Annotated in this window: 26 protein-coding genes; 17 read left to right on the top strand and 9 right to left on the bottom strand. The window is 64.5% G+C overall.

Features of this window, described 5'->3' with window-relative positions:
* The first annotated feature begins 64 nt into the window (after positions 1-64).
* The 5 genes from BLW48_RS19960 to BLW48_RS19940 are packed head-to-tail and all read left to right on the top strand — an operon-like array spanning position 65 to position 2,575.
* Positions 65-442 (top strand): VOC family protein, encoded by a 378-nt coding sequence (locus BLW48_RS19960; RefSeq protein WP_093177082.1) that lies wholly within the window; start codon positions 65-67, stop codon positions 440-442.
* Positions 443-449: 7 nt separating this feature from the next.
* Complete coding sequence (locus BLW48_RS19955) at positions 450-899, top strand: EVE domain-containing protein (RefSeq protein ID WP_093177081.1); 450 nt, start codon at positions 450-452, stop codon at positions 897-899.
* Between the two features lie 13 nt (positions 900-912).
* Positions 913-1,362 (top strand): GyrI-like domain-containing protein, encoded by a 450-nt coding sequence (locus BLW48_RS19950; protein WP_093077673.1) that lies wholly within the window; start codon positions 913-915, stop codon positions 1,360-1,362.
* A complete protein-coding gene (locus BLW48_RS19945; protein WP_093177079.1) occupies positions 1,359-1,826 on the top strand; it encodes an MGMT family protein in 468 nt (155 codons plus the stop codon). The genes BLW48_RS19950 and BLW48_RS19945 overlap by 4 nt, the downstream gene beginning before the upstream one ends.
* Positions 1,826-2,575: a helix-turn-helix transcriptional regulator gene (locus BLW48_RS19940; protein ID WP_093177078.1), complete on the top strand. Its 750-nt coding sequence runs from the start codon at positions 1,826-1,828 to the stop codon at positions 2,573-2,575. Before BLW48_RS19945 ends, BLW48_RS19940 begins: the two co-directional genes overlap by 1 nt.
* A 17-nt stretch (positions 2,576-2,592) precedes the next feature.
* Here BLW48_RS19940 and dnaB read toward each other — a convergent pair whose 3' ends face one another.
* The 7 genes from dnaB to ppsA all read right to left on the bottom strand — a co-directional run bounded on the left by dnaB (position 2,593) and on the right by ppsA (position 8,761).
* Positions 2,593-3,999: a replicative DNA helicase gene (gene dnaB, locus BLW48_RS19935; protein ID WP_093051090.1), complete on the bottom strand. Its 1,407-nt coding sequence runs from the start codon at positions 3,997-3,999 to the stop codon at positions 2,593-2,595.
* Between the two features lie 169 nt (positions 4,000-4,168).
* A complete protein-coding gene (rplI, locus tag BLW48_RS19930; RefSeq protein WP_093051094.1) occupies positions 4,169-4,621 on the bottom strand; it encodes a 50S ribosomal protein L9 in 453 nt (150 codons plus the stop codon).
* A gap of 12 nt (positions 4,622-4,633) precedes the next feature.
* Positions 4,634-4,915, bottom strand: coding sequence for a 30S ribosomal protein S18 (gene rpsR / locus BLW48_RS19925; RefSeq protein WP_007830781.1), 282 nt, complete (start codon positions 4,913-4,915; stop codon positions 4,634-4,636).
* A 21-nt stretch (positions 4,916-4,936) separates the two neighbouring features.
* Entirely contained in the window at positions 4,937-5,251 is a 315-nt protein-coding gene (priB, locus tag BLW48_RS19920) for a primosomal replication protein N (protein ID WP_093051097.1), read from the bottom strand.
* Between the two features lie 4 nt (positions 5,252-5,255).
* Positions 5,256-5,630 (bottom strand): 30S ribosomal protein S6, encoded by a 375-nt coding sequence (gene rpsF / locus BLW48_RS19915; protein WP_093051100.1) that lies wholly within the window; start codon positions 5,628-5,630, stop codon positions 5,256-5,258.
* 116 nt (positions 5,631-5,746) lie between these two features.
* The gene (locus BLW48_RS19910; protein ID WP_093177076.1) at positions 5,747-6,244 is read right to left on the bottom strand and encodes a hypothetical protein; all 498 of its coding nucleotides are present in this window, start codon (positions 6,242-6,244) and stop codon (positions 5,747-5,749) included.
* A gap of 123 nt (positions 6,245-6,367) precedes the next feature.
* On the bottom strand, positions 6,368-8,761 hold the full coding sequence (ppsA, locus tag BLW48_RS19905; protein ID WP_093177075.1) for a phosphoenolpyruvate synthase: 2,394 nt from the start codon (positions 8,759-8,761) through the stop codon (positions 6,368-6,370).
* 177 nt (positions 8,762-8,938) lie between these two features.
* Between ppsA and BLW48_RS19900 the strand changes: the two genes are divergently transcribed.
* Positions 8,939-9,766 (top strand): posphoenolpyruvate synthetase regulatory kinase/phosphorylase PpsR, encoded by an 828-nt coding sequence (locus BLW48_RS19900; protein WP_093051109.1) that lies wholly within the window; start codon positions 8,939-8,941, stop codon positions 9,764-9,766.
* A 32-nt stretch (positions 9,767-9,798) separates the two neighbouring features.
* Here the strand turns inward: BLW48_RS19900 and ahpF are convergent, their stop codons facing one another.
* Together ahpF and ahpC are read right to left on the bottom strand one after the other, a co-directional pair.
* The gene (ahpF, locus tag BLW48_RS19895) at positions 9,799-11,355 is read right to left on the bottom strand and encodes an alkyl hydroperoxide reductase subunit F (protein WP_093051121.1); all 1,557 of its coding nucleotides are present in this window, start codon (positions 11,353-11,355) and stop codon (positions 9,799-9,801) included.
* Between the two features lie 91 nt (positions 11,356-11,446).
* Entirely contained in the window at positions 11,447-12,010 is a 564-nt protein-coding gene (ahpC, locus tag BLW48_RS19890) for an alkyl hydroperoxide reductase subunit C (RefSeq protein WP_007830764.1), read from the bottom strand.
* A 261-nt stretch (positions 12,011-12,271) separates the two neighbouring features.
* Between ahpC and bfr the strand changes: the two genes are divergently transcribed.
* The 11 genes from bfr (at position 12,272) to BLW48_RS19835 (ending at position 22,659) form a co-directional block, all read left to right on the top strand.
* A complete protein-coding gene (gene bfr, locus BLW48_RS19885; protein WP_007830763.1) occupies positions 12,272-12,748 on the top strand; it encodes a bacterioferritin in 477 nt (158 codons plus the stop codon).
* A gap of 121 nt (positions 12,749-12,869) precedes the next feature.
* Complete coding sequence (locus tag BLW48_RS19880) at positions 12,870-13,514, top strand: PepSY-associated TM helix domain-containing protein (protein WP_093051127.1); 645 nt, start codon at positions 12,870-12,872, stop codon at positions 13,512-13,514.
* Between the two features lie 72 nt (positions 13,515-13,586).
* Positions 13,587-14,087, top strand: coding sequence for a DUF2271 domain-containing protein (locus BLW48_RS19875; protein ID WP_371127560.1), 501 nt, complete (start codon positions 13,587-13,589; stop codon positions 14,085-14,087).
* A gap of 52 nt (positions 14,088-14,139) precedes the next feature.
* A complete protein-coding gene (locus BLW48_RS19870) occupies positions 14,140-14,949 on the top strand; it encodes a DUF4198 domain-containing protein (protein WP_093177072.1) in 810 nt (269 codons plus the stop codon).
* A 14-nt stretch (positions 14,950-14,963) separates the two neighbouring features.
* On the top strand, positions 14,964-15,968 hold the full coding sequence (locus tag BLW48_RS19865; protein ID WP_093177070.1) for an FAD:protein FMN transferase: 1,005 nt from the start codon (positions 14,964-14,966) through the stop codon (positions 15,966-15,968).
* Positions 15,965-17,329 carry a sulfite reductase subunit alpha gene (locus BLW48_RS19860; protein WP_093177209.1) on the top strand — a complete coding sequence of 455 codons (1,365 nt, stop codon included), beginning with the start codon at positions 15,965-15,967 and terminating at the stop codon, positions 17,327-17,329. Before BLW48_RS19865 ends, BLW48_RS19860 begins: the two co-directional genes overlap by 4 nt.
* Positions 17,330-17,560: 231 nt before the next feature.
* Positions 17,561-19,957, top strand: coding sequence for a catecholate siderophore receptor Fiu (locus BLW48_RS19855; RefSeq protein ID WP_093177069.1), 2,397 nt, complete (start codon positions 17,561-17,563; stop codon positions 19,955-19,957).
* A gap of 91 nt (positions 19,958-20,048) precedes the next feature.
* Entirely contained in the window at positions 20,049-20,729 is a 681-nt protein-coding gene (locus tag BLW48_RS19850) for a Fe2+-dependent dioxygenase (RefSeq protein WP_093177067.1), read from the top strand.
* Positions 20,730-20,844: 115 nt separating this feature from the next.
* On the top strand, positions 20,845-21,117 hold the full coding sequence (locus tag BLW48_RS19845) for a (2Fe-2S)-binding protein (protein WP_093051142.1): 273 nt from the start codon (positions 20,845-20,847) through the stop codon (positions 21,115-21,117).
* Between the two features lie 92 nt (positions 21,118-21,209).
* Positions 21,210-21,920, top strand: coding sequence for an energy transducer TonB (locus BLW48_RS19840; RefSeq protein ID WP_093177066.1), 711 nt, complete (start codon positions 21,210-21,212; stop codon positions 21,918-21,920).
* A gap of 22 nt (positions 21,921-21,942) precedes the next feature.
* The gene (locus BLW48_RS19835; RefSeq protein ID WP_093051148.1) at positions 21,943-22,659 is read left to right on the top strand and encodes a MotA/TolQ/ExbB proton channel family protein; all 717 of its coding nucleotides are present in this window, start codon (positions 21,943-21,945) and stop codon (positions 22,657-22,659) included.
* Positions 22,660-22,663: the final 4 nt, after the last annotated feature.

The raw sequence follows: 22,663 nt of genomic DNA, 5'->3' as shown, positions 1-22,663 counted from the left end.
ACGTTGTCAGTAGGCGGCTCGCACCATCAGGGCTCCTTCAACCGACACGAAAGAGAGCCCCAGAATGCAAAAACAGAACGCCATCAGCTGGTTCGAGATCCCGGTCGCCAACATGGACCGCGCCCAGGCCTTCTACGAAACCGTGCTGGCCCGCAAGCTGCGCCGCGAGAACTTCGGCGGCGAGACGCTGGCCGTGTTCCCCTACGACGATCCCGCCACGGGCGGTGCCCTGCAGGCCGGTGCCAACGCCAGCGCGCGCGCCGGCACGGGCATCCGTATCTACCTCGACTGCAACCCCGGCATCGACGCCGTGCTGGCGCGGGTCGAAGCCGCCGGCGGGCAGATCGTGGCGCCAAAGTCTGCGCTGCCTCCCGGCATGGGCTTCATCGCCCACATGCGCGACACCGAAGGCAACGAAGTCGGCCTGCACGCGCTGGATTGATCCCGTCATGACGCAACGCAACTGGATTGCCGTGGCCAGCGCCGAGCACGCGCGGCTCGGCCGCGACCACCGGCCGCTCGGCTTCATGCAGGTCGGCCACGGCAAGCATTCGCCGCTCAAGCGGCTCGCAGCGGGCGACCGCGTCGCCTACTATTCACCGTCCACGGTGTTCGGTGGCACGGACAGGCTGCAGAGCTTCGTGTCGATCGGCGTCGTGCAACCCGGCGAGCCGTATGAGTTCGACATGGGCAACGGCTTCGTGCCGTGGCGGCGCGACGTGAGCTATGCAGCCGGGCACGAGGCGCCAATCGCACCACTGATCGAGCGCCTGACCTTCATCGAGAACCCCAAGCAATGGGGCTACAAGTTTCGCTTTGGCATGTTCGACGTCACCGACGCCGACATGAAACAGATCGCCCAGGCCATGAAGGCCGATCTGAAAACACTGTCGCTTTGAGGAGAAGCCCCCCATGGAACCTACCCGTCAACATCAGGACGCCTTTCACGTCGCGGGCCTCACCATCCGCACCACCAACCGTGAGGAGAACGAGCCCGCAACCGCCCGCATCGGCAAGCTGTGGGGCCGCTTCTTCGGCGAAGAGACTTACGCATCGACGCCGGACCGCACCGGCGACGCTCGCATCTTCAGCGTCTACTCGGCCTACGAATCCGACGCCCACGGCGCCTTCGACGTGACGGCGGGTGTCGCCGTCACGGGCAGCGAGGGCAGCCGCGCCGTCGAGGCCGGCGACTACCTCGTGTTCACCGGCCAGGGAGAGATGCCGCAGATGGTCATCGCCACATGGCAGCGCATCTGGCAGTATTTCGAGGCGCACCCGGAAGTCGCGCGCCGCTACCGCAGCGATTTCGAAGCCTACGAAGGGCCGGACAAGGTGGCGATCCACATCGGAGTTTCATGAGCCCCAAGAAGAGCTGGCGCGACCGGCTGGCCAGCTACCCTCACCTGCCGAACGTCAAGGAGATTCCCGTCGCCATGCGCTCCCGGCGCGGCGAAGGGACCATCGCCACGCCGTCGCCGCAGGAGGTGCAAGCCGCGATGCGCAGCATTCCAGAAGGCCGGCTCGCAACGGTGATGGGCATCGGCGAGGACATCGCACTGCGCCACCAGGCGACCATCGGCTGCACCGTGACCACGGCGATCTTTGCGCACATGGTCGCGCATGCGGCCGAGGAGGCAGAGAGGACGGAAGAACGAACGCCCTACTGGCGCACCCTCAAGATCGGTGGCGAACTCAATGCCAAGTACCCCGGCGGCATCGAGGCGCAGATGTCGAAGCTCGAAGCCGAAGGCCACACGGTCGTGCAGCGCGGCAAGCGCTACTTCGTCGAAGACTTCGCGAAGAAGCTCACCGGAACACGCTGATGCGCCGCGCAGACCGCCTGTTCCAACTTGTGCAGCTCATTCGCGGGCGCCGGCTGACCACGGCCGCGTTCCTGGCGCAGCGCCTCGAAGTGTCGGAGCGCACCGTGTACCGCGACGTGGCCGATCTGCAGCATCAAGGCGTGCCCATCGAGGGCGAGGCAGGCGTGGGCTACCGGCTGGGCGCGGGCTTCGAGCTGCCGCCGCTGATGTTCACGCAGGACGAGGCCTCGGCCCTGGTGGCCGCAGCGCGGCTCGCGCAGAGCTGGGTCGATCCGGCACTGGGACGCGACATCGAGACCGGGCTGGGCAAGATCCTGTCGGTGCTGCCACCGGCGGCGCGGGTCTCGGCCGAGGCCCTGGCGCTCTACGCACCCGCAATGGGCCTGGACGACACCTTGCGCGCGCGGCTGCAGACGCTGCGCGAGGCGGTGCAGTCGCACAACAAGCTGCTGCTGCAGTACCACGACGTATCGGGCGATGCCAGCGAGCGCACGGTGCGGCCGCTCGGCTGCTTCTATTGGGGCAAGGTCTGGACGCTCTCGACCTGGTGCGAGCTGCGCAATGACTTCCGGGGTTTTCGCCTGGATCGCATGGATGCGATCACGGTGCTGCCCGAGCGCTTTCGTGACGAGCCGGGCAAGACGCTGGCCGACATGCTGCGGCAGTTGAAGGCCAAGACGGAGCAGGGCAAGGTGGTGCCCCAGGAGCCGCCGGCCTCGCCGCCCTGGTCCGGCAACGGCGCCAGCTGACGACCTTCCGCGCCGGCTCAGTACTCGTCGTTGTGGCTGTAGCCCACCAGGTTCTCGAACTTGGTGATCGGCTTCAGGAAGGCCAGCTTGATGGTGCCGGTCGGGCCGTTCCGGTGCTTGCTGATGATCACCTCGGCCACGCCCGGCTCCTTCGACTCCTTGTTGTAGTAGTCGTCGCGGTAGATGAACATGATGATGTCCGCGTCCTGCTCAATGGCGCCGGATTCGCGCAAGTCGCTCATCATGGGACGCTTGTCGGTGCGGCTTTCAACGCCGCGGCTGAGCTGGGACAGCGCGATCACCGGGCACTTCAGCTCCTTGGCCAGCATCTTCAGGCCGCGCGAGATTTCGCCCACGGCGGTGGCGCGGTTCTCGTCGCCCGAAGTGCTGGTCGACATCAGCTGCAGGTAGTCGACCACGATCAGGCCCAGGCGCCCGTACTGGCGCGCGAGGCGGCGCGCGTTGGCGCGCAATTCGCTGGTCGAGAGGCCCGGCGTTTCGTCGATGTGCAGCGACACGGTGCGCAGCTTCTCGATGGCCTCGGTCAGGCGCGGCCACTCTTCGTCGCTGAGCTTGCCGGTACGCAGGTGACCCTGGTCGATGCGGCCGATGGAGCCCACGATACGCACCGCCAACTGCGCGGCGCCCATTTCCATCGAGAACACCGCCACCGGCAGACCTTCTTCAAGCGCCACGTGCTCGGCGATGTTGATCGCGAGCGACGTCTTCCCCATCGAGGGACGAGCAGCCAGCACGATCATGTCGCCCGGCTGCAGGCCCGAGGTCATCTTGTCGAAGTCGTTGAAGCCGGTGCGCACGCCCGTGATGTCGTTCGGGTTCTCGGCCATTTCCGTCACGCGGTCGAGCAGTTCGACCACCAGGGCATCCATGCTCTGGAAGCCCTGCTTCATCCGCGTGCCTTCTTCGCCGATGTTGAAGATCTTCTGTTCGGCTTCGTCGAGGATCTTGTCGACCGCCTTGCCCTGCGGATTGAAGGCGTTGGTCGCGATCTCGTCGCTGGCGGAAACCAGTTTGCGCAGGATCGAGCGCTCGCGCACGATCTCGGCGTAGCGGCGGATGTTGCTCGCGCTGGGCACGTACTGCGCGAGCGAATTCAGGTACACCAGCCCGCCGATGTCGTCGGCCTTGCCGAGGTTCTGCAGCTGCTCGTAGACGGTGATCACGTCGGCCGGCTTGCTGGCGTTGATCAGCCCGCCGATGGCGGCATAGATCAGCTTGTGTTCATGGCGGTAGAAGTCGCCGTCGACCAGCAGGTCGCCCATGCGGTCCCAGGCGCCGTTGTCGAGCAGCAGGCCACCGAGCACGCTGGATTCGGCCTCGATGGAATGAGGCGGAATGCGCAGTTGGGCAACTTGGCGATCGGCCGACGGGTCATTGTCGGCATAGGAGAAAACGGCGGACATGGACTTCCCTTGCAACCCTGCATGCTAAGCCGCGCGCGCCGATGCGCGTGTGGACAAGGTTGTGAATAAACGGTGATCTTCCAGTGCAATCGACTGGAAAACTCAGGCGCAGAAAAAGAAAAGCCGCCCGAAGGCGGCTTTTGCTGCAGCGCACAGGCGCCGTGGACGATCAGGCGGTTTCGCCGTAGACCGTCACGGTGATGTCGACCACCACGTCGGTGTGCAGGGCCACGCTCACGGTGCTGTCGCCAACGACCTTGATCGGGCCGTTGGGCAGGCGCACTTGCGACTTGGCAACCTTGTAGCCTTGCTTGCCCAGTTCTTCGGCGATGTCGCCGTTGGTGACCGAGCCGAACAGACGGCCGTCGACGCCAGCCTTTTGCGTCAGCTTGATGGTCGTGCCACCGAGCTTTTCGCCTTGAGCTTGCGATTCGGCCAGCTTGGCGGCCGCAGCCTTTTCGAGTTCGGCGCGCTTGGCTTCGAATTCGGCCTTGTTGGCGGCGGTGGCGCGGCGGGCGCGGCCCGTCGGGATCAGGAAGTTGCGTGCGTAGCCGTCCTTGACCTTGACGATGTCGCCCAAGCCGCCGACGTTGACAACCTTGTCCAGAAGAATGATTTGCATGGTGTCGACTCCTTAGACGCGGTGCTGGTCGCTGTACGGCACCATGGCCAGGAAGCGCGCGCGCTTGATGGCGGTGTTCAGCTGGCGTTGGTAGATCGCGCGCGTGCCGGTCAGGCGGGCGGGGATGATCTTGCCGTTTTCGCTGATGAAGTCACGCAGCGTGTCGATGTCCTTGTAGTCGATTTCCTCGACGCCAGCGACGGTGAAGCGGCAGAAGCGCTTGCGCTTGAACAGCAGCGACTGGGTGTTGCGCTTCGGGCGCTTGTCTTTGTTGAATTTCTTGAACGTGGCCATTTGGGGACCTCTTGTCGAAAATTAATCTTGCTGAAAATCCTGGATGTGCAGGACCGGATGCTTGCCGTTGCCCGGTGTCGCGAGAAAGCCCTGAAAACGCCAGAGACTTCCCATCGACTGCTTTGCGAGCCGTTCGGCGATGGCGCCGAAGGCAACGGCCTTGAGGGCCGTCTTCACCTGCCTGGGTTTACCTGCCTCCTGAAGCGTCGACTCGTGTTCGAGCTTCAGGTCTATGGCGGGCAAGCCGGCTGGTGTGAATCGCAATGCTCCGAGTTCGGCAACGGAGGCGGTCAGCAGAAGCTGGTTGACCCCGGTTGCCGCAGCGGCAGCAGTCACGCCATCAGTTGTTGTTGGCGGCGTATTCGGCCTGCTGGGCCTTGCGAGCCTCTTCGCGCTCGACCGTCTTCATCATCGACGAAGGACCGGTTTCGGCCTTCTTCTTCTGAACGGTCAGGTGGCGCAGCACGGCGTCGTTGAACTTGAACGCGTGTTCGAGTTCGCCCATCACGGTTTGCTCAGCTTCGATGTTGACGCACAGGTAGTGGGCCTTGTTGAGCTTGTTGATCTGGTAAGCCAGCTGACGACGGCCCCAGTCTTCAACGCGGTGGATCTTGCCGCCGCCGGCCGTGATCAGGCCCTTGTAGCGCTCCAGCATGGCCGGAACTTGTTCGCTCTGATCCGGGTGGATCAGCAAAATGATTTCGTAGTGACGCATGGCACTCCTTGTGGATTCTTCCGAAGAAGAGGAAAAGCCACCTGCAGCGTCGGGCGCAGTGTGGCAAGGCAAAGCCGGCGATTATAGCCCTGTCGCGCGCACTTCGGCAAGCCACCTCAGTCGTTGAGGGCCTTGTCCAGGGCAGCGGCCTTCTCTGGGCCCACCGCGGCGCGGATCTTGGGCGCCAGCGCCAGGAGGTCTTCGTAGCTCGTCGTGCCCTCGACCTGCAGGTTGAGCCGGAACCCCATCAGGCCCAGGCTACCGGTGAGTTGCGTGGCGATGGGATAGGCGTCCTTGTAGCGCTGCTGCTTGCTGCGCCCGGAGGAGCTCACAGCGGGAGCAGCGGGTGCGGCCGGCGCGACCGGTTTCGCCACTGCCTCAGCGGATGCGCCTCCGGCGGCCGGCGATGCTGCACTGCCCTCCGCCGGCTCGAGCAGGCCCAACGCCACCATCTGGTCGATGTCTTCGCGGGCAATGCCCATGCCGTTGGCCAGCACCTCATCGACCGAGCGCTTGCCGTCGAACAGGATGAAGGCCGAGCGCTGGCGCGGCGATAGAGGGACCGAGCGGTCCTTTAGAACCTGATGGCCCGTTTGCGTCTTGACAAGAATCATGGTGGTCTTCCCTTCCGGGATGCGCCCGTGAATCTCACAAGTCTGGCATCAATTACGCAATTCGTTTCAATAACACCCCACCGTCGCGGGAATCCCCCCATGGGGATTTCCGCAGTCCGGGCTTCAGCGCTTGGCGAGTTGCTGCCAAGTGTCGATCACGCTGTCGGGGTTCAGGGAAATCGATTCGATCCCCTCCTCCGCCAGCCACAGCGCGAAGTCCGGGTGGTCGCTGGGGCCCTGGCCGCAGATGCCAACATACTTGCCCTCGGCCTTGCACGCCTTGATGACGCGGCTCAGCAGCGCCTTGATGGCCGGGTCGCGCTCGTCGAAGTCGGCTGCCAACAGCTCGAGGCCCGAGTCGCGGTCCAGGCCCAGCGTGAGCTGGGTCAGGTCGTTCGAGCCGATCGAGAAGCCGTCGAAGAACTTCAGGAACTCCTCGGGCAGGATGGCGTTGCTCGGCACCTCGCACATCATGATCAGCTTGAGGTCGTTCTCACCGCGCTTCAGGCCATGCTCGCCCAGCAGCGTGGTCACGCGCTCGGCCTGGCCCAGGGTGCGCACGAAGGGCACCATGATCTGCACGTTGGTCAGGCCCATGTCGTTGCGCACGCGCTTCAGCGCTTCGCACTCCATGGCGAAGGCCTCGCCGAAATCGGCGCTCAGGTAGCGTGCGGCGCCACGGAAGCCCAGCATCGGGTTTTCTTCTTCCGGCTCGTAGCGGCTGCCGCCGATCAGCTTGCGGTACTCGTTCGACTTGAAGTCCGAGAGGCGCACGATGACCTTCTTGGGCCAGAAGGCCGCCGCGATGGTCGCGATGCCTTCGGCAACCTTGTCGACGTAGAAGGCGCGCGGCGAGGCGTGGCCGCGTGCCACCGACTCGACAGCCTTCTTCAGGTCGTTGTCGACGTTCGGGTAGTCGAGGATCGCCTTCGGGTGCACGCCGATGTTGTTGTTGATGATGAACTCGAGCCGCGCGAGGCCCACGCCATGGTTCGGCAGCTGCGCGAAATCGAAGGCGAGCTGGGGGTTGCCCACGTTCATCATCAGCTGGATGTCGATCTCGGGCATCACACCGCGCTGCACTTCGGTCACTTCGGTTTCGAGCAGGCCGTCGTAGATGAAGCCGGTGTCGCCCTCGGCGCAGCTCACCGTGACCAGCGTGCCGTCCTTCAGCAGGTCGGTGGCGTCGCCGCAGCCGACCACGGCCGGAATGCCCAGTTCGCGCGCGATGATGGCCGCGTGGCAGGTGCGCCCGCCGCGGTTGGTGACGATGGCGGCGGCGCGCTTCATCACCGGTTCCCAGTTGGGGTCCGTCATGTCGGTGACGAGCACGTCGCCGGCCTGGACCTTGTCCATCTCGCTGATGTTGTGCACCAGCCGCACGGGGCCGGTGCCGATCTTCTGGCCGATGGCACGGCCCTCGGCCAGCACGGCACCTTTGCCCAGCAGCTTGTAGCGCTGCTCGGCCTTGCCCTGCTGCTGGCTCTTCACCGTCTCGGGACGTGCCTGCAGGATATAGAGGTGGCCGTCGGTGCCGTCCTTGCCCCACTCGATGTCCATCGGGCGGCCATAGTGCTCCTCGATGACCAGGGCGTACCTGGCGAGCTGCTCGACATCGGCGTCGCTCAGCGAGTAGCGGTTGCGCTGCTCGGCCTTGACGTCGGTGGTCTTCACCAGCTTGCCGCTCGCCTTTTTCTCTTCGGGTGTGGCGAACTCCATCTGGATCAGCTTGGAGCCGAGGTTGCGGCGGATGACGGCCTTCTTGCCGGCGCGCAGCGTCGGCTTGTGCACGTAGAACTCGTCAGGGTTCACGGCGCCCTGCACCACCGTTTCGCCCAGGCCGTAGCTGGAGGTGATGAACACCACGTCTTCGAAGCCGGACTCGGTGTCGATGGTGAACATCACGCCGGCGGCGCCGAGGTCGGAGCGCACCATGCGCTGCACGCCGGCCGACAACGCGACCACGTCGTGCTCGAAGCCCTTGTGCACGCGGTAGCTGATGGCGCGGTCGTTGTAGAGGGAGGCGAACACCTCCTTCATCTTGTGCAGCACGTCATCGATGCCGACCACGTTCAGGAAGGTTTCCTGCTGGCCCGCGAAGGAGGCGTCGGGCAGATCTTCGGCGGTGGCCGACGAGCGCACGGCGAACGAGGCGGCCGGGTTGCCGGCACTCAGCGTGGCGAAGGCCTCGCCAATGGCTTTCTGCAGGTCGGCCGGGAACGGCTGGGCCTCGACCATGGCGCGGATCTCGGCGCCGGCGGTGGCCAGCGCGCGCACATCCTCGGTGTCCAGCGCTGCGAGCCGCTTGCTGATCTTGTCGGCCAGGCCGTCGTGGGCCAGGAACTGGCGGAATGCGTGCGCCGTGGTCGCGAAACCGGTGGGCACCCGCACGCCCTGCGGCAGCTGCGAGATCATTTCGCCGAGGCTGGCGTTCTTGCCGCCAACCGCCTCGACGTCGGTCATTCTCAGGTTTTCAAACGGTACGACCAGGGCGGTCGCGTCGAAAAGTGCAGACATGGGGAAGCTCCAGAAGTTGAAACCGATGCCGCATGCAGACGGCGCGGCACGATCGTTGTCGTTGCTTTGGGTGCGGGCGCGGTGTGCATGGAAAGAATTGGGGCTGGGAAGCGGATTCCCGATAATGGCCCGGATTGTAGGCGTGGCAAGGTTGCCCGCGCCGCAGGACAAGGCCGCATGACCACGCATTCACGCACTGTTTTCTTCATTTCCGACGGCACCGGCATCACCGCCGAAACCTTCGGTAACGCCGTTCTGGCCCAGTTCGAGATGAAACCGCGCCATGTCCGACTACCTTTTACCGACACGGTCGACAAGGCCCACCAGGCGGTGCGACAGATCAACCACACGGCCGAACTCGAGGGCGTGCGCCCCATCGTCTTCACCACGCTGGCCAACATGGACGTGCTGGAAGTGATCGAAACCGGCTGCAAGGGCATGCTGCTGGACATGTTCGGCACCTTCGTGCGGCCGCTCGAAATCGAGCTGGCCGTGAAGTCGAACCACCGGATCGGCCGCTTCAGCGACGTCAGCAAGAGCAAGGAATACAACGACCGCATCGCCGCGATCGACTTCAGCCTGCAGCACGACGACGGCCAGAGCAACCGCGACCTCGAGGGCGCCGACGTGATCCTGGTGGGCGTCAGCCGCAGCGGCAAGACGCCGACCTCGCTCTACCTGGCGATGCAGCATGGCCTGAAGGCGGCCAACTACCCGCTGATTCCAGAAGATTTCGACCGCCGGCAGCTGCCGCCGGCCTTGATTCCGCATCGCAAGAAGATCTTCGGCCTGACCATCCAGCCCGAGCGGCTCAGCGAGATCCGCAACGAGCGCCGGCCGAATTCGCGCTACGCCAGCCTCGAGAACTGCCGCCACGAGGTGAGCGAGGCCGAGGCGATGATGCGGCGCGCCGGCATCCGCTGGCTGTCGACGACCACCAAGTCGATCGAAGAGATCGCGACCACGATCCTGCAGGAGCTGCGGCCCGAGCGGCTGGTCTATTGAGGTCGCTATCGTCTAGAGACCCGAAGACCTGATCACGCAGGGGCCGATGTGCGGATCAGATGGTCGAACGCACCGAGCGCCGCCTTCGCGCCGTCGCCTGCCGCGATGATGATCTGCTTGAACGGCACCGTGGTGGCATCGCCCGCTGCGAACACACCGGGCACAGAGGTCTGGCCGCGCGCGTCGACGATGATTTCGCCGTGCTTCGACAGCTCGACCGTGCCCTTGAGCCAGTCGGTGTTGGGCACGAGGCCGATCTGGATGAACACGCCTTCGAGCTCGACCTTCTTCAGCTCGCCCGTCGCACGGTCCTTGTAGACCAGGCCGTTGACCTTCTGGTCGCCGGTGATCTCGGTGGTCTGTGCGTTGGTGAACACGTCGACGTTCTTCAGGCTCCTGAGCTTGCGCTGCAGCACGGCGTCGGCGCGCAATTGCGTGTCGAACTCGATCAGCGTGACGTGGCCCACGATGCCGGCCAGGTCGATCGCCGCTTCGACGCCCGAGTTGCCGCCACCGATCACCGCGACGCGCTTGCCCTTGAACAGCGGACCGTCGCAGTGCGGGCAGTAGGCCACGCCCTTGTTCTTGAACTCGTGCTCGCCGGGCACGTTGATGTTGCGCCAGCGTGCGCCGGTCGAAATGATGACCGACTTGCTCTTGAGCGACGCGCCGCTTTCCAGCTTCACCTCGATGAGGTCGCTGCCGGGCACCAGCGCTTTTGCGCGCTGCAGATTCATGATGTCGACCTCGTAGTCGCGCACATGCTCTTCGAGCGCGTGGGCGAACTTCGGCCCTTCGGTTTCCTTGATCGAGATGAAGTTCTCGATGCCCATGGTGTCGAGCACCTGGCCGCCGAAACGCTCGGAGGCAACGCCGGTGCGGATGCCCTTGCGCGCTGCGTACACCGCAGCTGCCGCGCCGGCAGGGCCGCCGCCGACGATCAGCACGTCGAACGGGTCTTTGGCGGCGATCTTCTTCGCTTCGCGCTCGACGCCGCTGGTGTCGATCTTGGCGAGGATTTCTTCCAGGCTCATGCGGCCCTGGCCGAACTCGGTGCCGTTCAGGAACACGGTGGGCACAGCCATGATCTGGCGTTCCTTCACTTCTTCCTGGAAGGTGCCGCCTTCGATCATCGTGGTGCGGATGCGCGGGTTCTGCACCGCCATCAGGTTCAGCGCCTGGACCACGTCGGGGCAGTTATGGCAGGTGAGCGAGACGTAGATCTCGAACTCGAAGTCGCCGTCGAGCGCCTTGATCTGGTCGAGCACTGCCTGCTCGACCTTGGGGGGATAGCCGCCGATCTGCAGCAACGCAAGGATCAGCGACGTGAACTCATGACCCATCGGCAGGCCGGCAAAGCGCGGGCCGTGGTTTTCGCTCGGGCGGTTGACCGAGAACGAGGGCTTGCGATGGTTGTCGTCGCGGCTTTCGGTCAGCTTGACCAGCGGGGACGACTCGGCAACGTCCTTCAGCAGCGACAGCATTTCGCCCGAGGCCTTGCTGTCGTCGAGCGAGGCGACGATCTCGATCGGCTGCGTGGCGCGCTCGAGGTAACTCTTCAATTGGGCTTTGGTGCTTGCGTCGAGCATGAGGGACTCTCCTTCGATAACTGAAAACTATCAACTGGGGACAAAAAAGCCCGGGGCCTCGTGAGCGCCCGGGCTTTCGCGCGGGAGACGCTTAGATCTTGCCGACGAGGTCGAACGACGGTGCGATCGTCTTGTCGCCTTCATTCCACTTGGCCGGGCAGACTTCGTTCGGGTGAGCGGCGGTGTAGACCGCGGCCTTGAGCTTGCGCAGGGTTTCCTTGACGTCGCGGGCGATTTCGTTGGAGTGCACTTCGGCGGTCTTGATGATGCCTTCAGGGTTGATCACGAAGGTGCCGCGCAGTGCCAGGCCTTCTTCGGGGATGTGCACGCCAAAAGCGTTGGTCAGCGTGTGGGTCGGGTCGCCCACCAGGGGGAACTTGGCCTTGCCGACGGCCGGCGAGGTGTCGTGCCAGACCTTGTGCGAGAAGTGCGTGTCGGTGGTCACGATGTAGACCTCGGCACCCAGCTTCTGGAACTCGGGGTAGTTGTCGGCCGCGTCTTCGACTTCGGTCGGGCAGTTGAAGGTGAACGCCGCCGGCATGAAGATCAGCACGGACCACTTGCCCTTGAGCGTCTCGTCGGACACATCGATGAACTTGCCGTTGAGGTAGGCCTGGGTCTTGAAGGGCTGGACTTGGGTGTTGATCAGGGACATTGAAATTCCTTAGATGCTGCTGTTGGACAAAGATAAGTGCGAGCCATGAGTATAACTACCAATTCAATACATTTGATAGTCAGTATCTATTAAAAGTATTGGGACTTGCTATGTTTACGATGACCGCGAAACGCGTTTGGCGATACATCAATACGAACGTGTATCACCATCACACGCATGCAGACCGGCGCAGCATGGGATTGCTTGCAAGTGCCACTGCGCCCCTCTGACAATCGCTGCTTTCAGAACAAGGAAAAAACCATGAAGGGCGACCCCAAGGTCATCGAACATCTGCAGGCGCAGCTCAAGAACGAGCTCACTGCAATCAACCAATACTTCCTCCACTACCGCATGCTCAAGCACTGGGGTCTGGACAAGCTGGCGAAGAAGGAATACGAGGAATCGATCGGCGAAATGAAGCACGCCGACAAGCTGATGGACCGCATCTTCATGCTCGACGGCCTGCCGAACCTGCAGGACCTGGGCAAGCTGAACATCGGCGAAGACGTGCCCGAACTGCTGCGCTGTGACCTCGGCGCAGAAACCGGCGCGCAGGCCACCATCAAGGACGGCATCGCGCATTGCGAATCGGTGCGCGACTATGTCTCGCGCGATCTGTTGCAAGAGATCCTGGACGACACCGAGGAGCACATCGACTTTCTCGAAACCCAGATCGACCTGATCGACAAGGTCGGGGTGCAGAACTACCTGCAATCGCAGATGGGCGAACTCGAGTAAGGCGAAGTTCTCGCACCAGCCAATCAACGGGACTTCGGTCCCGTTTTTTATTGCTTTACGTAACTTAACTCTGCACGAATAACAGTCATTCTCATTTGCACGGATAAAATCCGCGCCTTCGATGACTGCCACCCGCCCCGACAACCGCCGCCGTGCCTACTGGCTCAAGACCCTGCACGAATGGCATTGGGTGAGTTCGGCCATCTGCCTCATCGGCATGATCCTGTTCAGCGTCACGGGCTTCACGCTCAACCACGCGGGGCAGATCGAGGCCAAGCCGGCCGTCACGAAATTGAGCGGTTCGATCGACGAAGCCCTTCGCGCGCAACTCGAAAAGCAGTTGCCCGCCGCCAAGGCCAGCAAGGGGAAAGCGCCCTTGCCCACCGAACTCCAGACCTGGGTGCAGACGCACTGGGACGTCGGCACCGCCGGCCGCGAGGCCGAGTGGTCGGACGACGAAATCTATCTGTCGCTCCCCCGCCCCGGCGGCGATGCCTGGCTGCGCCTGAGCCTGGCCGACGGCGAAATCGAATACGAGCGCACCGACCGCGGCTGGCTCTCCTACTTCAACGACCTCCACAAGGGCCGCAACACCGGCGCCGCGTGGAGCTGGTTCATCGACATCTTCGCGGGCGCCGCACTGGTCTTCTCGATCACCGGCCTGTTCATTCTCAAGATGCATGCAGGCAACCGGCCGTTCACCTGGCCGATGGTAGGCATGGGGCTCGTCGTACCGGTGCTGCTCGCGCTGATGTTCATTCACTGATTCATTCATCAATCGTCGATCCAGGAAAAGAGGTTTCCCGTGCACGTTCGCTATTCACTCGCGCCGCTGGCCATGTCGGCGCTGTTCGCAGCCCCGGCCTTCGCGTCGGGACTGGCCGTCAACATCGAGATACCCCGGCTGAATGTCTCCGAGTACCACCGCCCCTACGTGGCGACCTGGATCGAGCGCGCCGACAACACCGTCGCCGGCACGCTGGCCGTCTGGTACGACGTGCGCATCAAGACCAACAACCCCGAGGGCGAAGGCACGAAATGGTTGAAGGACATGCGCCAGTGGTGGCGCCGCGGCGGCCGCGAACTCGCGGTGCCGGTCGATGGCGTGACGGGCGCCACCAAGCCCGCCGGCAAGCATCAGCTGAGCTTCACTGAAGGCACGGCGCCCATGCCCAAGCTCGCACCGGGCGCCTACAAGCTCGTGGTGGAAGCCGCGCGCGAAGTCGGTGGCCGCGAGGTCGTGAGCATTCCCTTCCAGTGGCCGCCGACGGCAGCCGCGCAGCCAACTGCCACTGGCAAGGAAGAGCTCGGCGAGATCAAGCTCGAACTCAAGCCCTGACTTGCGCCGCACAGCCCCTTTCACCGCCAGCCCGTCACATCAAGGAACTGCCATGACCCATTTCAACCTGCGCGCTGCCTCCATCGCCATTGCCCTGTCAGCCGTCGCTTCGCTCGCCCAGGCGCACAACGCCTGGCTGCTGCCCTCTTCCACCGTGTTCTCCAAAGCCGACACCGTGAGCGTCGATGCCGCGGTGTCGAACGACTTGTTCGTTGCCAACCACGCACCGCTGCGGCTCGACGGCCTGCAGATCACCGCGCCCGACGGCAGCACCATCAAGCCCGAGACCGAGGCCAAGCTCAAGCTGCGCAACGTGTTCGACGTGAGCCTGGCGCAATCGGGCACCTACCGCATCGCCGTGATCAATGCCGGCGCCTTCGCGAGCTGGAAGGACAAGGCCACGGGCCAGACCAAGCGTGCGCGCGGCACGGCCGAGACCATCGGCAAGGAAATCCCGGCCGATGCGCAGGACGTGACGGTCACCCAGTCGTCCGGCCGCATCGAGACCTTCGTGACGGTCGGCAAGCCTTCGGTGCTCAAGCCGACCGGCCAGGGGCTGGAGCTGATCGCCACCGGCAGCCCGACCGACCTGGTCAAGGGCGAGAAGGCCACCTTCACGCTGAACCTCGACGGCCAGCCCGCCAAGGGACTCGAAGTGACAGTGACGGCAGGCAACACCCAGTACCGCGACAAGCTCGAGGAAATCAAGCTCAAGACCGACGACAAGGGCCAGTTCAGCGTGACCTGGCCGGCCGCCGGCATGTACTGGCTCGACGCCAGCACCAAGGACAACAAGACCACGGTGCCGCAAGCCAAGGAACGCCGCCTGAACTACGCGGCCACCCTTGAAGTGATGCCCTGACGCAGCAAGCCACCTTGGGCATTTCGTTCAGCACCTGGCGCGCTGGCGGCTACGCCAACTCAGCCGTACCGCGTCCCGCCGATCCCGCGACCCTGCAGCAGTTGGGCGGACAGACCATGGGTACCACCTGGTCGCTGCGCTTCGACAATCCGCGGATGCTGCCGCTGGCGCAGGTGCGCGCGGCCATCGAGTCGGCGCTTGGCCGCGTGATCGCGCAGATGAGCCACTGGGAGCCGGACTCGGACATCAGCCGGTTCAACCGGGCGCCGGCCGGGTCGCTGCACGTGCTGCCCGCGGAGTTCGCCGAGGTGATGCGCTGTGCTGCGCGATGGGCAGCAGCCAGCGGTGGTGCGATCGATCCGACAGTCGGTCCGCTCGTCGCTTGCTGGGGCTTCGGCCCCGAAGCGCGTGAAGGCGGCCTACCTGCTGCAAAGGCCCTGGCCGATGCGCGTGCGCGCGTCGGCTGGTCGCGGCTGGCCTTCGATTCGATCGATGGCTCGCTGCTGCAACCGGGCGGCGTCGCGCTCGACCTTTCGGGCATTGCCAAGGGCTTCGCGGTCGACCACGGCGTCGAGGCGCTGCGCGCACTTGGCCTTGTCGACCTTCTCTTTGAAGTCGGCGGGGAGTTGCGAGGCACCGGGCAACGTCCCGGTGGGCAGCCCTGGCAAGTGCTCGTCGACGGCGACCCGACCAAGGCGCGGCGCGTTGCGCTCGCCGACATGGCCATCGCCACATCGGGCGACCGCTGGCATCGGCGCTCGCACGAAGAGCGCCACTGGTCGCACACCATCGATCCGCGCACGGGCGAGCCTATCGCTCATGCGCTGGCCAGCGTCACCGTGCTGCACGCGGAATGCATGCAGGCCGACGCGCTGGCCACCGTGCTGACGGTGCTGGGCCCGGACGAAGGATTCGACTTTGCGCAGCAGCACGACGTTGCCGCACTGTTCGTGAGCCACGGCGACGCATCGCCTGCGGCAAAGGCCACGCGCGCGTGGCCCGCACCGGCCGGGGCATGAACGACCTCACCTTGCGCGCGCTGGGCGCGGGTTCCACCGTGGTGGCGTATGCGGCGCTTTGTGCGTCGATCTACATGCGCGAGCGCAGGCGTCAAGCCGCTGCCGCACGCGACGCCGTGGCGCTCTCAGGGAGCGGCGACGAGCCCCCCGTTCTCGTGCTGTTCGCCAGCCAGACCGGACAGGCCGAAGCCATCGCCTGGCAGACCGCGCGGCAGCTGAGCGCCGCAGGCATGCCGGCTCGCTTGATGGAGCTGAACACGCTCGATGCCCCGACGCTTGCCGCCGCGCGGCGTGCACTCTTCATCGCAAGCACCTACGGCGAAGGCGACGCACCTGATGGCGCCAGCGTGTTCGCCGAACGCGTGATGATGAATTCGCCACCCAAGCTGCCTTCGCTGCGCTATGCCGTTCTGGCGCTGGGCGACCGCCAGTACGCCAACTTCTGCGGCTTCGGCCGCGCGCTCGACGAGTGGCTGCTTGCGACGGGCGCCAAGCGCGAGTTCGATCGCATCGAGGTCGACAACAGCGACCCTGCGGCACTGGCCGCATGGCAGGCGCAATGGGGCGATATGCCAGCGGCCGACGACAGCGCGACGACTGCCAGCTTCACGCAGTGGCGGCTCATTGCACGCGAGCGGCTCAATCAAGGCAGTGCGGGCGCACCTGTCTTCCACCTCGGACTTGTGCCGCAGGCCGGTGCGATGCCGCATTGGGTTTCGGGCGACCTGGCGCAGGTGGCGGTGGCGAGCGATCCGGCGCGCCCGCGCGACTATTCGATCTCATCCGTGCACGCCGACGGCGAACTGCACTTGCTCGTCCGGCAGGAGCAGCATCCCGACGGGACGCTTGGTGCTGCATCAGGGCTGCTCACGTCCACCCTCAGCATCGGCGACACGGTGGCCTTGCGGCTGCGGCCTCATCGAGGGTTCCGCCTGGACGGCAACGAAACGCGGCCGCTGATCCTCATCGGCAATGGCACCGGCCTGGCCGGTCTGCGCGCCCATCTGCGGGCCCGTGCCGCCGCGGGCAGGCACGACAACTGGCTGGTGTTCGGCGAACGCCAAGCGGCCCACGACTTTCTTTACCGCGAAGAAATCGAAACCTGGCAGGCCAACGGCGTGCTGCAGCGGCTCGACATGGTGTTCTCGCGCGATCAGGCGGAGCGCTTCTATGTCCAGCACCGGCTGCTGCAGTCGGCCGACGCCTTGCTGCGGTGGCTGCACGACGGCGCGGCCGTCTATGTCTGCGGAAGCTTGCAAGGCATGGCGTCGGGCGTGGACGCCGCGTTGCGGCAGGTTGCGGGTGAGGCGCTGGTGAATGAGCTGACAGCCAGCGGGCGCTATCGCCGCGACGTCTATTGAGGCCCGCACGCCTGCTTCAGTTGCGCGATAGCAACAGAAAGCAAAACTTTTGGATTAGAAAGTACTCCATCTGCGTTTCTTCGTATTGAGAAGCAATATCATTCGCAGCGATTTACAAACGCTTTGTAAGTCGACTCACCCAGCCAGTCCGCCCTCGCTTCTCCAGAAAACGCAGGCCGCCAGGACATCGCCAGTCGAGTCCTGCTGCCGCCCTTTTCGGAGAAGAACTTCATGGCCTACATCAAGAGCCGCAAACACACCGTTTCGCGCGCCGTTCCACACCTCTCAGGCGCTGCCGCCGCCACGCTGATGGCCATTGCGGCCCCAGCCGCTCTCGCCCAATCGGGTGGCGCGCTGCCTGAAGTCCGCGTGCAGGACTCCACCGCCGCCGACTACAAGACCGACAACTCGTCGAACCCCAAGTTCACGGCTCCTCTGGTGAACACGCCCCAGACCATCCAGGTCATCAAGGAACAGATCATTCGCGACCAAGGCGCGACCACGCTGACCGAGGCGCTGCGCAACACGCCCGGCGTGGGCACCTTCTTCCTCGGGGAAAACGGCAACACCAACACGGGCGACGCCGTCTTCATGCGCGGCTTCGACAGCTCGAGCGCGATCTTCGTCGACGGCATCCGCGACCTGGGCTCGGTGTCGCGCGACGTGTTCAACATCGAACAGATCGAGGTCGTGAAGGGCCCGTCGGGCACCGACGTGGGCCGCACCTCGCCCACCGGCTACATCAACCTCGTCACCAAGAAGCCGAAGCTCGAAGACAGCTTCCTTGGTTCGCTGAGCTTCGGCAGCGCCGACTTCAAGCGCGGCAGCGTCGACTGGAACAAGTCGCTCAGCAGCGCCAACGGCATCGGCGCGGCGTTCCGCCTGAATGCAGTAACCGAAGACGGCGGCGTGGCCGGCCGCGATTTCGTCAAGAACAAGCGCACGGCGATCGCCCCGTCGCTGGCCCTCGGCCTGAACAGCCCGACGCGTATCTTCCTCGACTACCTGCACGTCAAGCAGAACAACATTCCCGATGGCGGTGTGCCCACCATCGGCCTGCCGGGCTACAGCACGCCTGACGCCACCGCGATCACGCGCGGCCTGGCGCGCCGCACCTACCTGAACGCCGCCGCGCGCGTGGATTCGAGCAACTTCTACGGCACCAGCTCGGACTTCGACAACGTGACCGCGGACATGTTCACCGCGCGCATCGAGCACGACCTGACGCCCGACATCACCATCCGCAACACCACGCGCTACGGCAAGACCTCGCAGGACTACATGCTGACGTCGTTCATGGGCGGCGGCCTCACGGCGTCGGCAACCGGTGTCGGCCAACTGCCGGCCGCGAACGCGGGCTTCCTCAACACGGTGATCCCCACGATTCCCGCCAGCTGGACCGTCACGCGCAACCTGCCCACCAACAAGGACCAGGAAAACACGATCTTCACCAACCAGACGAGCGTGTCGGCCAAGTTCAACACGGGCAGCATCAGCCACTCGTTCAACGGCGGCCTCGAATTCATCCGCGAGAAGCAGACCGCCAACAACTTCTACGCACCAGGCTTTGCCAGCGTGGGCACCACGCTGGCCGCGGCCGGTTCGTGGCCAGCCGCCAACCTGTACAACCCGAACCCGTACGTGAGCGGCTACAACCGCATTGCCAACGGCACCGGCTCGGACGGCAGCACCGACACCATCGGCCTCTACGCCTTCGACACGCTCAAGTTCAACGAGCAATGGCAGCTGACCGCCGGCCTGCGCTATGACCACTACTCGACCACGTACAACGCCACCGCGCTGACGCTGGCACGCACCGGCAACGGCCCGCAGACCTCGACGATCACGCCGACCAACCTGAAGCTGTCGGACAACCTGCTCTCCGGCAAGATCGGCCTGGTCTACAAGCCCACCGAGAACAGCAGCGTCTACGCGGCCTACGGCACCGCCGCACAGCCGCCGGGCGGCGCCAACTTCCAGCTGGCCGCCAGCGGTACCGGCAACAGCGCCGGGCGCACCGACTTCCTGCCGCAAAAGGCCAAGACCTACGAGGTCGGCACCAAGTGGGACGTGATGAACAAGCGCGTGGCCCTGACGGCGGCGCTGTACCGCACCGACGTGAGCAACGAAGTCGTGCAGGACGCGGTCTCGCAGCAGTACTTCCAGACCGGCAAGAAGCGCGTGCAGGGCGTCGAGCTGGGCGTATCAGGCGCGCTGACCGACAACTGGGGCGTGAGCTCGGGCTTCACCACCATGAACACCCGTGTGGCGAGCGGCCCCTCGGTGCTGGCCGATGGCTCGACCGCCCTCGCCTACACGCCGAAGAAGGCCTTCACGCTCTGGACCACCTACCAGTTCCCGTTCGGCCTGACTGTCGGCGGCGGCGCCCGCTACAACGGCAAGCTGCAGCGCGGCACCGACGGTGCGGTGGGAACGCCGGCGTACGTCGATTCGTACTGGGTGTTCGATGCGATGGCCTCCTATCGCATCAACAAGAACATCGACATCCAGCTGAACCTGTACAACCTGTTCGACAAGGACTACGTGGCGGCCATCAACAAGAGCGGCTACCGCTACACACCGGGCACGCCGCGCTCGGCCAAGATCACCGCGAACTTCGCGTTCTGACGGTCCTTGCGCGCGCCGGGCTTGCCCGGTGCGGTGCGAAACTCGAGCCCCGGCCCGCGCCGGGGCTTTTCTCATTGCGGAGTTCCTGAAAATGATGCTGCATGTGCCCGAAGTGCTGAGCCCTGACCAGGTGCGTGAAATGCGCACCGCACTCGATGCCACGCAATGGACCGACGGGCGCGAGACGGTCGGCGCACAAGGCGCGCAGGTCAAGCGCAATCGCCAGTTGCCGGAACAGTCGGCCGTCGGCCGGGAGCTGGGCAACATCGTGCTGGCCGCGCTGGCCCGGCACTCGCTTTTTTTCTCGGCAGCGCTTCCGTCGCGCTTCGTGCCGCCGCTGTTCAATCGCTACGAGGGGGGCGAGCATTACGGCGTTCATGTCGACGGTGCGGTCCGTGCTCTGCCCGGCAGTGGCCAGCAACTGCGCACTGACCTGTCGTGCACCCTCTTCCTGTGCGACCCCGAAGACTACGAGGGCGGCGAACTGGAGGTGATCGACACCTACGGCTCACATGAAGTGAAGCTGCCGGCCGGCGACCTCATCCTCTACCCGGCCAGCAGCCTGCATCGCGTTCACCCTGTGACCCGGGGAGCGCGGATCTGCTCATTTTTCTGGCTGCAGAGCATGGTGCGAAACGACCAGCAGCGCAGCATGCTGTTCGAGCTCGACCAGAACATCCAGAAACTGCGCGTGCACCTCGGCGAATGCGAGGAAACGGTGGCGCTGACCGGGCACTATCACAACCTGCTGCGGCTCTGGTCGGAAGTCTGATTCCGGAGGCACAAGATGTTGCATGAATCAGTAACACATAGTTATTGCAAATGCGATGGATTCTTATTTATAATCAACCACATCCAACAGCCAGCCAACTGCCGCTTTCACAGCCATGATCGTTTGCGTCTGCCGCCGAGTCTCCGACCGAGAAATCGCACGCCATGTGCGGGCCGGCATGACTTTTGACGAAGTGCAATTCGAACTTGGCGTGGCCACCCAGTGTGGTCAATGTGAAGGTTGTGCGCGCGATATCGTCGCGCAGTGCAGCGCTTCGCATCCGGTCGCCGCGCTGAATTGCGATTCGGGTCCGAGAGCGATCCAGCTTGCCAACTCCATCAAGGAAAGCAAGGCATGGAACTCGTCTCGGCACTCGGCGGCAGCCTGATTCTGGTCGCAGGTTCGGTCTGGTGGATCTTTCGCAAGTAGCGCGCGTGGCGTCTTCGTAGCGGTTTTGCTGCAATCGGGGCACCTTTCGCGGTGCCCGCATTCGAATGGTTGATCGTGTCTGACCGCTTTGCTCCCCCCCCATCCGTCCTTGGCCTTTCGCGCAATGTCGTCATTGCCGGCGGTGTCATCCTGTTTCACGCGGCCGCGCTCTGGGCGCTTCAAAGCGGATTACTGCGCCGCGCCGCCGAAGTGGTGATTCCCGTCGAGATACTGAGCCAGTTCGTCGAGCCACCGAAGCCGAAGGCGGACCCGCCTCCGCCGCCCCCACCACCGCCCCAACCCAAGGTGACCAAGGCGCCGCCTCCGCCGCGGCCCCAGGCCATTCGCGAGCCGAAGCCCACGCCGGCGCCCATGGCGCCCGTCGGCGTCACGGAACCACCCCCACCGGCAACGCCGCCGGCACCTCCCGCTCCACCGGCGCCGCCCGCGCTGCCACCTGCGCCCCCGGCGCCACCGGCCGTGCAGCTGCCGTCGAGCAACGCCGACTATCTTCAGAATCCGAAAGCCACCTACCCCGCCATGAGCAAACGGCTCGGCGAACAGGGCAAGGTGATCGTGCGAGTGCTCGTCGGTGTCGACGGCCTGCCCAAGAGCGCCGAGGTCAAGAAATCCAGCGGCTTCGATCGCCTCGACGAGGCGGCCGTGGAATACATCATGAAATGCCGGTTTGTGCCCGGCAAGGTCAACGGCGTGGTGCAGGCCATGTCCTATGACGCCCCCGTCAATTACGTCCTGAACTAATTTTTCTCTGGAGCAACTTCGTATGGATTCCCAATTTGGCTTGATGAACGTCTGGAATCAGGGCGATTTCGTCACCAAGGCCGTGGCGGTGCTGCTGGTCGGCATGTCGCTCGCGTCGTGGATCGTGATCATCGTCAAGGCACTCGATGTCGTCCGCTACAAGCGCCTTGCCAAGCATTCGCAGGACTTCTGGCACAGCGAAGACTTCGCCACCGCGCTGAACAAACTGGGCAAGGACGACAGCAACCCCTTCCGCGCGCTGGCCCTTGAAGGCCGCGAGGCGGCTGCTCACCACCGCAACACCAAGGCCCATCTGCACGATGCGCTCGACGTGAGCGACTGGATCACGCGCGCACTGCGCAATGGCATCGACGCCTTCACCGCCCGACTGCAGACCGGCCTCGCGATCCTGGCTTCGGTCGGCTCCACCGCGCCGTTCATCGGCCTGTTCGGCACTGTCTGGGGTATTTATCACGCGCTCATGAGCATCAGCTCGGCCGGCCAGGCGACCATTGACAAGGTGGCTGGCCCGATCGGTGAAGCGTTGATCATGACGGCGCTCGGCCTTGCCGTGGCCATTCCCGCGGTGCTGGGCTACAACGCACTGGTGCGCGGCAACAAGTTCGTGCTGACCAAGCTCAACGCCTTCGCCCACGACCTGCACGCCTACTTCGTGACCGGCGCCCGCGTCCAGAGCGGCAGCGGCGATGCCGTCGTGGTTCCGCTCAAGAAGGGCTGAGCAT

Origin of the sequence: Variovorax sp. YR266 (assembly GCF_900107295.1) — a bacterium.
Classification (GTDB): Bacteria; Pseudomonadota; Gammaproteobacteria; order Burkholderiales; family Burkholderiaceae_C; genus Variovorax.
This window is presented reverse-complemented; position numbering and strand designations above follow the sequence as displayed.

Coding starts and splice junctions, on each gene's coding strand:
- BLW48_RS19960 (WP_093177082.1), top strand. CDS start 65: ATGCAAAAACAGAACGCCATCAGCTGGTTCGAGATCCCGGTCGCCAAC.
- BLW48_RS19955 (WP_093177081.1), top strand. CDS start 450: ATGACGCAACGCAACTGGATTGCCGTGGCCAGCGCCGAGCACGCGCGG.
- BLW48_RS19950 (WP_093077673.1), top strand. CDS start 913: ATGGAACCTACCCGTCAACATCAGGACGCCTTTCACGTCGCGGGCCTC.
- BLW48_RS19945 (WP_093177079.1), top strand. CDS start 1,359: ATGAGCCCCAAGAAGAGCTGGCGCGACCGGCTGGCCAGCTACCCTCAC.
- BLW48_RS19940 (WP_093177078.1), top strand. CDS start 1,826: ATGCGCCGCGCAGACCGCCTGTTCCAACTTGTGCAGCTCATTCGCGGG.
- dnaB (WP_093051090.1), bottom strand. CDS start 3,999: ATGTCCGCCGTTTTCTCCTATGCCGACAATGACCCGTCGGCCGATCGC.
- rplI (WP_093051094.1), bottom strand. CDS start 4,621: ATGCAAATCATTCTTCTGGACAAGGTTGTCAACGTCGGCGGCTTGGGC.
- rpsR (WP_007830781.1), bottom strand. CDS start 4,915: ATGGCCACGTTCAAGAAATTCAACAAAGACAAGCGCCCGAAGCGCAAC.
- rpsF (WP_093051100.1), bottom strand. CDS start 5,630: ATGCGTCACTACGAAATCATTTTGCTGATCCACCCGGATCAGAGCGAA.
- BLW48_RS19910 (WP_093177076.1), bottom strand. CDS start 6,244: ATGATTCTTGTCAAGACGCAAACGGGCCATCAGGTTCTAAAGGACCGC.
- ppsA (WP_093177075.1), bottom strand. CDS start 8,761: ATGTCTGCACTTTTCGACGCGACCGCCCTGGTCGTACCGTTTGAAAAC.
- BLW48_RS19900 (WP_093051109.1), top strand. CDS start 8,939: ATGACCACGCATTCACGCACTGTTTTCTTCATTTCCGACGGCACCGGC.
- ahpF (WP_093051121.1), bottom strand. CDS start 11,355: ATGCTCGACGCAAGCACCAAAGCCCAATTGAAGAGTTACCTCGAGCGC.
- ahpC (WP_007830764.1), bottom strand. CDS start 12,010: ATGTCCCTGATCAACACCCAAGTCCAGCCCTTCAAGACCCAGGCCTAC.
- bfr (WP_007830763.1), top strand. CDS start 12,272: ATGAAGGGCGACCCCAAGGTCATCGAACATCTGCAGGCGCAGCTCAAG.
- BLW48_RS19880 (WP_093051127.1), top strand. CDS start 12,870: ATGACTGCCACCCGCCCCGACAACCGCCGCCGTGCCTACTGGCTCAAG.
- BLW48_RS19875 (WP_371127560.1), top strand. CDS start 13,587: ATGTCGGCGCTGTTCGCAGCCCCGGCCTTCGCGTCGGGACTGGCCGTC.
- BLW48_RS19870 (WP_093177072.1), top strand. CDS start 14,140: ATGACCCATTTCAACCTGCGCGCTGCCTCCATCGCCATTGCCCTGTCA.
- BLW48_RS19860 (WP_093177209.1), top strand. CDS start 15,965: ATGAACGACCTCACCTTGCGCGCGCTGGGCGCGGGTTCCACCGTGGTG.
- BLW48_RS19855 (WP_093177069.1), top strand. CDS start 17,561: ATGGCCTACATCAAGAGCCGCAAACACACCGTTTCGCGCGCCGTTCCA.
- BLW48_RS19850 (WP_093177067.1), top strand. CDS start 20,049: ATGATGCTGCATGTGCCCGAAGTGCTGAGCCCTGACCAGGTGCGTGAA.
- BLW48_RS19845 (WP_093051142.1), top strand. CDS start 20,845: ATGATCGTTTGCGTCTGCCGCCGAGTCTCCGACCGAGAAATCGCACGC.
- BLW48_RS19835 (WP_093051148.1), top strand. CDS start 21,943: ATGGATTCCCAATTTGGCTTGATGAACGTCTGGAATCAGGGCGATTTC.